7 protein-coding genes are annotated in these 11745 nt (G+C 55.9%); 1 reads left to right on the forward strand and 6 read right to left on the reverse strand.

Going from position 1 to position 11745, the window contains the following annotated elements:
- Nucleotides 1-738 precede the first annotated feature (738 nt).
- Nucleotides 739-2577 (reverse strand): peptidylprolyl isomerase, encoded by a 1839-nt coding sequence (locus tag FHS27_RS21825; RefSeq protein WP_246420516.1) that lies wholly within the window; start codon nt 2575-2577, stop codon nt 739-741.
- A gap of 150 nt (nt 2578-2727) precedes the next feature.
- Nucleotides 2728-3237 carry a hemerythrin domain-containing protein gene (locus tag FHS27_RS21830; RefSeq protein ID WP_184306993.1) on the reverse strand — a complete coding sequence of 170 codons (510 nt, stop codon included), beginning with the start codon at nt 3235-3237 and terminating at the stop codon, nt 2728-2730.
- Between the two features lie 405 nt (nt 3238-3642).
- Between FHS27_RS21830 and FHS27_RS21835 the strand changes: the two genes are divergently transcribed.
- A complete protein-coding gene (locus tag FHS27_RS21835; protein WP_184306995.1) occupies nt 3643-4821 on the forward strand; it encodes a hypothetical protein in 1179 nt (392 codons plus the stop codon).
- 8 nt (nt 4822-4829) lie between these two features.
- On the opposite strand, the gene FHS27_RS21840 is transcribed toward FHS27_RS21835, so the two are convergent.
- From FHS27_RS21840 to FHS27_RS21855, 4 genes are all read right to left on the reverse strand, one after another.
- Nucleotides 4830-6260 (reverse strand): DUF58 domain-containing protein, encoded by a 1431-nt coding sequence (locus FHS27_RS21840; RefSeq protein WP_390854216.1) that lies wholly within the window; start codon nt 6258-6260, stop codon nt 4830-4832.
- 11 nt (nt 6261-6271) lie between these two features.
- Nucleotides 6272-7267 carry an AAA family ATPase gene (locus FHS27_RS21845; protein WP_221225298.1) on the reverse strand — a complete coding sequence of 332 codons (996 nt, stop codon included), beginning with the start codon at nt 7265-7267 and terminating at the stop codon, nt 6272-6274.
- Nucleotides 7268-7458: 191 nt separating this feature from the next.
- Nucleotides 7459-9051: an arylsulfatase gene (locus FHS27_RS21850; RefSeq protein WP_184306999.1), complete on the reverse strand. Its 1593-nt coding sequence runs from the start codon at nt 9049-9051 to the stop codon at nt 7459-7461.
- Between the two features lie 199 nt (nt 9052-9250).
- On the reverse strand, nt 9251-11518 hold the full coding sequence (locus tag FHS27_RS21855) for an FAD-dependent oxidoreductase (protein ID WP_184307001.1): 2268 nt from the start codon (nt 11516-11518) through the stop codon (nt 9251-9253).
- Nucleotides 11519-11745 lie beyond the last annotated feature (227 nt).

Genomic DNA, 11745 nt, shown 5'->3' on the forward strand with positions numbered 1-11745 from the left:
GCAAGCATGCCTGACATTAGGAACGATGTGCCTGGTCGCTGAGAATTTGGGCAAGTGATACCGGACTAGAATACCTGCCCGTCACGCGAGCGATCGGGTCGGTCAAAAACCGCCATCCCGTGACTCAATCTCCAAAATCCTAGCGGTGCCGTGCACGTTCCTATCTAGGCAACAGCGGCAGTATAGTCGCTGCAGTGTCGGCAAAATAGCAGGCACGTGGCCCCTCATCGCCTTCGTCACGACGCCATGTTCAACCGTCCATACGAGAATCACCGCCAGAGATCCGCACACGGAATCGTCCGAAACCACTCGCGGAACAAGCGAACCAGCATCGACGCGCGTATTGAAGGCCCGCCCAGCGAACCGAACGCTCAATCTATCGACCTCGCAGCCAATTTCGAACTCTGCCTAACGCGTTCGCTCCACCGCGTGTTCTCAGAACGCGAAAACGCCACCAAGTACGCGAAACGATGCTGTCACTCCAACGACACGCACGAAGAACTCGCAGCCTGATGCTGCTGCGCATCACGCCATCGCCGTAGGCGGATTGGGCCCCCGTCGGTGACGACGTCCAATCCATTTGAGCAGCCTGGGTCGCCCTGGCCAAAATGAAAAATCGCGGGCAACGTATTAAAATCGTAACACGTTACCCGCGATCATTGTCCGATTCGTAGCACAGGCCGAGGATGGTTTTGCAGCCTCGCAACCTGCGCTACGACATTGTTTATTGCTCAGTCGCTAGCGGCCTGCGGGACGCGTAGCCACACGTGCCTGCGAATTGGCCACCGAGAAGAAATTGTCAATCTCAGCGGACTGTTTGAGCTGGTCAAACTTCATCCCCATCGCGATGTTGAGCTTCTTCTCCCGAAGATCTCGTTCCAACTCCTCTTGGACCACCGAGATATCATCAACAACAGGCTCCGTAAAACCTTGGCAACGGAGAATGATGTACTTGTCACCCGTGGCGATGATGCCACTGAGTTCGCCCGGCTTCATCGCGAAGACTTCTTTTTCGATCGACGCCTGCCCACCGAACTGGCGAATCGGTGGCACTTTTCCGAAGTTGCTCGACGACGTCGGCTCGATGCTGTACTGCTCAGCAAGTTGACCGAAGAATGCATCGGTCGGATTGTCACGAGCGAGCTCCCATACCTTTTGTGCCGTTCGTTGATCTGACAACACGACTGCGAGAACTTCGGCACGTGGACCGAACGCGGACGCAAATCCCTGCTCGAGATCTTTCTGAGAAATGGTGATCCCTTCCTCAACGAGCAGCTTCAACGCCACACTCGGCCAAACCGAATCCTCGATATACAATTCACGGGTCACATCGCCCTGCGATAAAACCGCTTCCAACCATGCCTCGGTGTCCGCCTGTCCGTTGCTTCGGACGTATCCGTAGCTGATTGCGGCACGTGCGATTTCGGCGCTGATGTCTTCTTGCGTGACCGTTTTGTTTGCTTGTTTGAGAGCCTGACCAAGAAGCTTGCGATTGATCTCGCCTTCGAGCACGTCTTCGCCGTGGCGTTTGATGCATTCCGCGGCGACGGTCGCGATCGAAATTTGCTGGCCGTTGATGATCGCCGCGACACCAGGATGCTGCGTTTGTGCGGCCTCATCGCCGAGGATCGTGACGACGTTGGCTTGTTTCTGCAATTGAGCGAACAATTCCGATGCCGCACCTTTCATCTTCTCGTCGCGAATTCGATCTTTGATTTGTTCGTTAATCGCGGGCAACGCTTGTGGACTCGGGTGAGTCGCAGGCATCCGACGAACGGCCTGCATGAAGATCCACTGGTCACCAATTTGAATGAGCGGAGAGACGTCTCCATCGGCTAATGAAAATGCGGTTTCCTCGAGTCGCGAATCGCCCATGTAACGACGGATCGGTGGGATCAGACCACCAACACTCGCACTCGTTTCGTCCTCACTGTGTTGCTTCGCCAAACGAACAAAGCTGTCCGGGTCCGCCTTGGCTTGGGCGTGAACTTGGTTGGCTTTGGATTGGTCGCCGATCATGATCATGCGACATTTGACCGCTTCACCGAATTGCGACAAGAACGCGCGATTGAATTCTTCCTGCGTGACTTCGACGCGGTCGGCGACGAGACTCCGCAGAGCGAGCATCGGCCAAATGATTTCATTGCTGTACTGGTCCGGCGTGATGTCGCGTTCCTCTTGGAGCAGTTGCAAATAGGCGTCTACCCCGAGCCCAAACTTCTTCGCAACGCGAATAATTTCCGCACGAACCTCTTCGGCCGTCACGGTGATTCCGCGACGTTTGCACTCTTGCAAGATCAAATGACGGTTGATCAGGTTGTCGAGGACATCGGTGCCGTATCGCTGCAATGAGGCGTTGCCCAGAGCGTCCCGGGTGATCGGGTCGGCATTGACCACGGCGACCACGGATGATTCGGCAGCTTCGACCCGCATTTGCAAAAACCCGACCGAAATCGCGGTGATTGCGGCGAGCAAGACGAGTGAGCGTCGAATCCGATAACGCAGTGGCTGGTGCGTGAATGTTGGCGATTGAGTTTCAGATTGCGTTATTGAGCCGAGTGGTGCTGAGTTCGACATGTGCGGACACTCCTTTATCCGAGCGGTTCGAAAGATCGAGCCGTTTGCGATCAATCGCGGGGGTCCTCGTTGACCCACCGTGACGCAAGAGCGGCGACTACCGGCGAACCTTAGAAAAATTCGGATTTTGTCTCAAGTCGAATTTGGCTCTCAATCCCCAACGCCGAGATCTTCTTCGAGGGCATCCAAAATCAGCTTCAATTCGGCTTCCTCGTGTTCATTGAACTGCTCAACAAAGCCTTCAAATCGTCGCAAAATTTTCTCTTGGGCGGTCGTCACCTCTGGCGTCGTCCCCTCAATGGGAGTATCCCCGGTGCAAGCCGCGGCAGCCGCTTCAGCCATGTGCCTGGCCTCCTCAAACAACACCGCATGTTGCGAACGCAGGCAATCCGCCGTTACCGACAACTCGGCATCGGTCCCGATGGCTTCATCAAAGTACCCGTAGGCTTCTTCGAGCCCAAAGTGTAACGCCAACTGGTCGCGTAAATCTTCGAACAGGGAGATCAATTCCGACCAATGATTCGCTGCCGCCTCGAGAGGCTGCGTCAAATGGCGCAGTCGATCCATTAGGATTTTGAGGTCGCGGTTGTCTTCCTTGATGTCCTTGAGAAAAGCGGCGTTTACGGTCAAACGTCGCGATGTTTCAGGAGGTTTTGACATCAGTTTTTCCTACCTTGGAGAAAAGAAGCTACTCGCATTGTAACTCAAAACGAGGGTGCTGGTGAAGCGACCACACTCGCTCCCATGCGGCAAATCGTTTTTGGATACTGGCCTCATGATACCGCCGATGCCAACTGTGATCTCTACCGCATCGCCGCATCGAAAGACGCCGGCGCACTCAGTGGCACACAATCTACTGTTCAAACACAGTTTAACCGCATCACTTTTCAGTCCCATTGTTTATCGAGTCACTCTTTACGTGAACGACGGAAACTTGCTAGTGATCCAAATCCAGCCCGAGCCCTCCGAGCCAAAATCCAACACCACCACCGACCTTTATATCGCGTCGGCGAGTGATCAACAGACCACCAAAACAAGAAAGTACCTTCCATGCTCAGGACGCCCATGAACCGGTTACTGTTTGACCAATGGATCGCGGCTTTGGTGCTCGCGACAACGTTGATCTCGTCACAACAGGCATTCGGCGACGGACCTTCCTTGCTGAGAATGTTCTCACGCGGAAACAATGCCGTCGAGGCGGATGCGTCCAAAGCCTACAACCTGTCTGAAGAAGACGGCCCCTGGATGGTGCTCGCTCACACGTTCGTCGGCGAAGGATCGAAAGAACGGGCTGAACGCCTCGTTCTCGAAATCCGCCGCGACCTGCAATTACCCGCCTTTGTCTACGAAGAAGACTTTGACTTCTCCGGCAACATCAACCCGGGTTCCCCCATTCGCAACTCCGGCGGCATGTCATCGACAACTCGGCGGATGAGATACAAGAACGAGATTCGTTACAAGGCACACGCGGTTCTGGTCGGCGAGTACGACTCGTCACAACACCCGCAGATCGAAACGGACCTGCAGCGAATTAAAACAGCATCGTGCGCAGTCTTCGGTGATGAAAAAGAAATGGCCGCCGAAACGGACTACCGCAACCCCGTCACCGCGGTCAAAGCGTTGCACCACCAACTCACCAAACGCTTCGGCGACAAAGAACTCGGTGCGATGGGCAACGCGTTCTTAACCCGCAACCCGATGCTGCCGGACGATTACTTCCAAGCACCTCAAGTTGACTCGTTCGTTCGCCGCCTCAACGACGACAAACCTCACAGTTTGCTGGACTGCCAAGGCAAATACACCGTCGTCGTTCGAACGTTCTCCGGCTTCAACACGATCGTTGACGGCAAGAAGGAGCAATCGTTCATCCCCAACGGTGACCGACTCGAACGTTGCGGTGCCGACGCAAACCGCATGGTTGCGTTGCTGCGTGCCGACGGAATCGAGGCCTATCAGTTCCACGATAGAACCAAATCGGTCGTCACGATCGGCAGCTTTGAATCCCTCGGCCGTGAACTCCCCGACGGCGGTTTTGAATACGCTCCCGAGATCCTTCGCGTCATGAACGAGTACCGCGCGTTTAACCTCGATCCCAAACTTGCCGAACACGTCAGCCAAAAGACGACGCAAGGTATCCCAGTTAAGTGTGTTGCTGAACGTTTCCCGTTCGACATTCAACCGACCCCGATTGCCGTACCCAAGGTGTCGAAACGAAGCCTTTACGGTGCCGCGACCCGGCGATAGACGTTCCACTATCGCATCATCTGTTCACGACAGACATCACGTATGCTGTCTTGATTCAAGAGATGAGACACGTGAATATTCTCGGCGAGCAGCGGCGCTGCTAGACGCGTATAGTCGTCAATGTTCAGCGTGTTGATCACAACCGCAATCGCCCATCCTCGTCGAGATAGATTCACCAACGCCGCGACAGTCTCTTCGGGAGCCTGTTGCAGAATGACCAAGAGCGTCGTTTCACTCGACAGACGCGACTCTGTCTCGATCAGAAAATCGGGTAACGTGAGTCCGTCGGTGCGTTCCAATCTCGCCAACGTTCGCGTCATCTCCTTCAGATGCAGCGGCCCGCGATCCACATCAATCATGACCGGTCGCAGCCGGTCGTTCTTCGCTAGCATCACGGCGGCTTTTCCCGCTGCATCGCGAACTTCGAAATGATCTCCGATCCGGTGATCACCTAGGAATCCTTCGGTGCGAACCCGATCGGCGGCATCTCGCCCGTTCGTCGCCAAACCAAACGGCTCGCCCGCGTCATGGAGTGCCGCCGCGATCGAAACCGCCGCGACAACGCTCAAATCCGTGCGAATGGGCTCGTTGTGATCGGGGTTAGTCGACACATGCATGTCGACAATGATTGTCGCACCAATGACCGACGATGGCTCATATATTTTGGTGTGCAGCGTCCCCGTGCGAGCCGTCGCGGCCCAATGCACACTCCGCATCGGATCTCCGGTTTGCCACTGCCGAATCCCGCGTAACCGCGTGGGGTCGGGCATCACGTTAGCACGAATTCGGATTTCACCGATCGGCCGTCGCGATCCGATTTCATACGTCGAGATCAGTTCAATTCGTGGCAACACGGTGACAAACATCGGACGCGTCCCCAAGCGATAACGGCGGAACATCCCCACCGGGTCACCGGTTTCGAGCACCGTGGGACCGATCTGAAAATAGCCCCTCCGTCGACAATGAACGACATATCGCAGGTGCTTTGTTTGCCCCGGCCACAACGTCATCACTGCTAGGCGAGCACCATCAACGCTCAGTGGAGGCATCCGCACTCGCGCCACCGAGTCGTCGTGCTGCATGCTCTCACCGCCCGCCGCGCGAGGCAGCAGATCTTCGGCGAGAACCCACGCGACAGGCAATCGACCGTTGTTGGTCACCGCAACACAAACCGGAACACGCGATCCGATCAACACCTCGAGGTCGCGGCCCTCGCCCGGAAGATCCTCTCGCTGGGCGACAACATGCACCGACCACTGGGCGGACACGAACGCGCCGGCACCAACGACCAACGCCACCGTCACCGCCGCCATCATCCAAAGCCCGGCCCCCGCAATCATCCCCAAAATCAAGATCCCGGCGCAAACGGCCACGACCGTAAACACCCCCGACATGTCCTCGGGGGAATTCGATTCAGCGAGAGAAGTGGGATCTTTCACGGCAGATGACGTCACGCGTGGATTGTCGGTACGGCAATCTCTCCAAGAATCTCGTCGAGAATTTTCTCGGTGGTGAGTTTTCGCAACCGACTCTCAGGCCGCAAAATCAACCGGTGATTCATAACCGGCGGGATCACTTTTTTAACGTCGTCAGGCAACACGAAACTGCGGCCGCGAATCGCCGCCATCGCTTGAGAACACCGAAACAGGGCGATCGTCGCGCGAGGACTGCCGCCCAACGCGAGATGTTCACTGTGTCGTGTTTGATGAACCACCTGCAACAAGTAATGCCTCACACGTGGATCGACATGGACTTCGCGGATCGCTGCCTGTGCGGCGACCAACTGTTCCGCCGTCGCGACCGCCTCGAGTGTGTCGACCGGGTGGGTCCGTTGCAACATATCGAGCATCCGCAACTCTTCTTCGACCGTCGGATACCCTAACGAGAAACGCATCAAAAACCGGTCCAACTGCGCCTCGGGCAATGGGAACGTTCCCTCGTGGTCGACGGGGTTTTGAGTCGCGATAACCAGGAAAGGTGGTTTTAAAGTGTACGTCTTCCCGTCAACCGTCACGCGTCCTTCCGCCATCGCCTCGAGCAACGACGCTTGGGTTCTCGGGGTCGCCCGATTGATTTCGTCGGCGAGCAGGATCTGTGTGAAAACGGGGCCCGGGCGGAACTCGAACTCCGATTCCTTCTGATTAAAAATAGACGTGCCCGTCACATCCGAGGGCAACAGGTCGGGTGTGCACTGCACCCGTTTGAATTGACACCCCAAACTCCTTGCCAACGCGCGAGCGAGCATCGTCTTAGCAACCCCCGGCACGTCTTCGAGCAGGATGTGCCCACCACTCAACCACGCGACGAGCGATAAGATCAACTGCTTCCGCTTACCCACGATCGCCAACTCGACATTCCCGATGACGCGTTTGGCCAACTCGGAAACTTGGCTGACGTCGAGCGTGGGAACTGCGGGCGTAGCAACTGCCGGTGCAGCAACTGCCATGTGGTCCGGCCCTCCAGCGGCGACTTTGGGGCCGGACTTACGCGAACCACGTGGAACCGGCGGCGCGGGAGGACCAGGATCGGGGGCGGAAGAACTCAACGATGTCACTCGAAACGAAGGTGAGGTGAAAAGATGTTGCCTCAATCATACCTGCTCCGAGACGCCGCCGCGCCTCTTTCCCCTCCAATGAGTCAACGCTCCTCTTTGGATTCCCACCACGTTTCCCATTGCCGAGTGAGTTCCTGGACTTTCTCGGGGTGATCGGAGGTAAGGTCATGACATTCGGTCGGATCGGCGTCGAGATCATACAACTCCCAATTCGACTGACCGAACCGCACCAATTTCCACTGGTGATCCCGAATCGCCTTGGCTCGGTTGAACTGCCAGAACATTGGCCACGGGCGGTCTTGAGATGTTCCGTTGAGGGCATCCTGCAACGGTTTGCCCGGCAACTCCTTGTCCGGAGTCACCCCCGCAGCGGCCAACATCGTCGGCATGAAATCGATTAGGTGACCGACCCGGTCGGTAATCGCCCCAGGCTCGGTCACGCTCGGCCAAGCGGCAATCATCGGAGTCCGTGTACCGCCTTCATAATTGGTCGTCTTGTACTTGCGATAAGGCGTGTTCGACGCGTTCGCCCAACCTCTCCCCTGAGTCTGAAAACTCGTCACTTCCCAGGGCATCGCACCGGCAACGGTGGAGCGATCCGCTGAATCGTCGGTCGCACCATTGTCCGATAGAAAAAACACCATCGTGTTTTGCGTGTCACCATTTTTTTCGATCTGCTCAAGGATGCGTCCGATCCCACGATCCATGCGGTCGATCATCGCCGCATAGGTCGCCATTCTCAAATCCCAGAGATCACGTTCCGATTCGGGAACATCCTCCCATGCCGGCGCATTCGGATCTCGCGGCGAGAGCTGCGTTCCCGGCGGCAGAACGCCGAGTTCGAGCTGTCTGGCGAAACGCCGCCGACGCAACTCGTCCCAACCGATCTCGCCGTAACGTCCACGGAATTTTGCGATGTCCTCTTCGCTCGCATGCAGCGGATAGTGGGGTGCTGTGTAGGCTACATACAACAAAAACGGTTTGTCCTCATCTTTGTATTCGTCGAGATACTTCACCGCGTAATCTGTAAACGCATCGGTCGTATAAAAATCATCCGTCGGTGGCTGATACGGATAAAATTCCTTTTCGTCGATCGCCCAACGCCGAACCCGCTTCTTCGCCGGCTCCGGCTCACCCTCCCTCGCATGCCCTGGATTCCAATAGTTGCAACACCCATCGGTAAGACCGTAGTGCCGGTCAAACCCACGCTGATACGGCGTCTGCCCCGCGTGCCATTTGCCAACCATCAGGGTTCGATACCCCGCGTCTCGCATCCGTTCGCCGTACGTTGGCGCACTGTAATGCACCGTAGGCGAGGCTCCCACGTGATGCCACCAACGCCCGGTCAACAACGAAGCCCGCGTCATCTCGCACTTGGCATTGTTGTAAAAATTGCGAAACCGCATCCCCCGCGCGGCCAACGCGTCAAGGTTCGGTGTGTCGATCTCTCCTCCATAACACCCGATGTCAGAGAACCCCATATCGTCAGCCATGATCAAAACGATATTCGGCCGATCAGGTGCATCCGCGTGAGTAGGTGAGCCAACCAGGGCAACCGACACTATGATGATCGCCACCGTGAGCAACAGTGACAATGGTCGACGTGCCGAATGAGCCAACCTGCGTTGGAACCGTTTCAAACGCGTGGCCAGAGCTGTGGGGAGGGAATGGAACATAATGCTTGTCCACTTTTGTTGTAGGCGGGAACTGCGCGAGCTCCGACGGATCGGTCTCACGGCAGCCGGAAATCGAATCGATTACCGGCTCAGTGTCGCCACTCATCTAGGACAAGTCAAATCTTTCACTCCCTGGAGCCCCGCGACGTCTCGCTGCTCAGCGACGAGACGTTTGAGAAAACATCCACCCGGCAATGGCTTATTCACCGATAGGAAGAATCTGTACTGCATCGGCGTGAACATCCCTACCGGCACCCTCCGTCGCGAGCGTCACCGTGACGGGAACTCCTTCGGCCAAATCAAACCGACCGATCGAATGGAAAATTCCGTCCGAAGGCGGTTCTTGCATGTTCACCCTGACCGTCGAGACTTTGTCACCAATTCCGATCGTGACAGGAACCTGATCGCCACAATTTGCATGCGGACGATACGCGATGCGAATCTCGAACCGCCCCTGGCTCGGCGTGTCTGCTTTGAACTCAATGGTCGCATCGTCGTACCCATGGCTGAAAAGGTAGTTCGTTCCCACGAACCCTTCCAAGCTGATACTCGGCCGCCATTTCGGTGACTTTTTCGCCTGACTGTCGTCAATCACGATCCCAGGAAGTGAAGCGGGATCAATCCCCATCGCGAGCCCCTGGTCAGTCGCTTTGGTCATCGCATCTTCAGGAATTTCAATTTCGGCATCGACCGTCTGACGTCGTGCTTTTCCAGGCAACAGGAGCAACTCATGCATTTCGTCCCAGTAACGTTCGTAAATGCTACGAGGTAAACAATCGTGCAAAATGCAAAGGCTCGTCGCGCGTCCAACAACTTCGCCCATCATTCCACACGTCTTCATCACTCGGGTCGTACCCAACGCCTCGTGCGTCACGCTGACATTGCGCCCTGCCATGAACAGGTTGTCGATGTTCCGTGAATAGAAACATCGATACGGAACCGGATACCCATAGTTGCGATCGATCCGGCGATCATGCACCGCTTTAGAAATGAAAGGATTCTCAGGAAACTTCTCCGCATATTGTTCTTTGGGATAGTGCAAATCAATCGACCACGTCGTCGGCACGCACCCGTCTTTAAAATCACGTTTCGAGATCACGTCCTCTTTTGTCAAAACAACATCGCCCATCAAACGACGAGATTCTCGAGGACCGCCGATGTATGCGATCCATGTCAAGAACGCCGAAGGATGCTCGTCGGCACCGTCACCGTTCTTCATCGCATTGAACGCACCATAGACGGCACGCAAATTCCAATCGCGGATCGCTTCGGCACCGTCAATCGGATCTTTGTCGAACCCGCCTTCCCAAAACCACTGACCGTGATGCTCGCGTGGATAGGGGAAGTCGGCCATGTTCAAATCCAGTGCCCACGGTGTTTCGGGAAACGTAACAGGAACATCTGCCTCATTCCATGCCCACATGTTGCTCATTCCCATCCGCCCCTTCGGCGTCATTTCGAGATCGGCACCGGCGAGATGGCCGATAGTCCCATGACCGGTACAGTCAACGAAGAACCGTCCCGTGAACCGCTTCACCTCACTCGTACGAGTGTCAAACGCATGAACCGCCTGGATCGAAGACTGGTTCATCTCCACCTTGAACGCGTGGTGATTAAGGAACAAATCGATGTTCTCTTCGGCACGAACGATCGCTTCCTTTTTGGCGTCCTCGAATTCTTCATAGGTACCAGGCGATTTCGTGGCGTGATCCGAAATTTCTTCAATGATCTCGCCGATCCGTGGGTACTTGCCGCGACGGATATTCCCCATCGCCCAAACACGAATCTCACTCGATCCGTTCCCACCGAGGACCGGACGATTTTGCACGAGCGCAACTTTGCACCCCATCCGTGCAGCGGAAATCGCGGCGCCCAAACCCGAATATCCACCACCGATCACGACGAGGTGATAGCCATCTTCTTCAGTCGGTGTTTCCTTGAGCCCTAACATTTCGCGACGCCAGCCCGGAAGGATCGCCGAAGTGTTCGGTGGAGCCTCATCGCCCTGGGTAAACAAAATCGCGTCGCATCGACCGTCAAACCCGGTCAAGTCTTTGAGCGAAACCGTTGTTTGCACATCCTTGATATTAACCGTCCCACCATCATGCCAAAACCATTCCGCCCCTTTGGTTCCGAACGTCTCGTCGAGCGGCTTACCGTCGACGATCAACTGAAAACGGCCTGGTTGCCCGGGTGCATTCCAACGGGCTACCCAATCCTTTGTGCGAACATAAACGCGATACTCTCCGGTGCTCGGAAAGGTAACCGTTGTCGATGCGTCTCTGACCGGTTTCCCCAACCCATGTGCCAACAAATACGGTGACCCCATCGTGTCGATGAACTGCGTATCGAGTTTCCATCCCCCATGCGTGTCGAAGCTCTCTGCTTCAACGAGTACCTGATCCGCTCTCGCCGGGACGATCATCGCGACCAACAAGACGAAGGCCGAAATTGTTTTGAATGACATATCTGTAATGAGTTTCTCGTAAATTGAAAATCGAAGAATTCGGTCGCGGAACGTTCACAAACGCCGCGATCACAATCCAATAAAAATCACCCCCGAAGCCAAACAGCTTCGGCCTCACACCGGCTCTCACCAAATCGATTGCACTCCCGAGAACACCCCGAACCGGTGTGTAGCGAAAGAGTTGAGATGGAAGGCAAATTCGGCATTCGCGACGCGTCCTCATGCTA

The sequence above is a fragment of the Aporhodopirellula rubra genome (genome assembly GCF_014192335.1).
Taxonomy (GTDB): domain Bacteria; phylum Planctomycetota; class Planctomycetia; order Pirellulales; family Pirellulaceae; genus Rhodopirellula; species Rhodopirellula rubra.

What these genes read in the sequence shown, in the direction of transcription:
- FHS27_RS21825 (WP_246420516.1), bottom strand. Translation starts at nt 2,577, where the DNA reads ATGTCGAACTCAGCACCACTCGGCTCAATAACGCAATCTGAAACTCAA.
- FHS27_RS21830 (WP_184306993.1), bottom strand. Translation starts at nt 3,237, where the DNA reads ATGTCAAAACCTCCTGAAACATCGCGACGTTTGACCGTAAACGCCGCT.
- FHS27_RS21835 (WP_184306995.1), top strand. Translation starts at nt 3,643, where the DNA reads ATGAACCGGTTACTGTTTGACCAATGGATCGCGGCTTTGGTGCTCGCG.
- FHS27_RS21845 (WP_221225298.1), bottom strand. Translation starts at nt 7,267, where the DNA reads ATGGCAGTTGCTGCACCGGCAGTTGCTACGCCCGCAGTTCCCACGCTC.
- FHS27_RS21850 (WP_184306999.1), bottom strand. Translation starts at nt 9,051, where the DNA reads ATGTTCCATTCCCTCCCCACAGCTCTGGCCACGCGTTTGAAACGGTTC.
- FHS27_RS21855 (WP_184307001.1), bottom strand. Translation starts at nt 11,518, where the DNA reads ATGTCATTCAAAACAATTTCGGCCTTCGTCTTGTTGGTCGCGATGATC.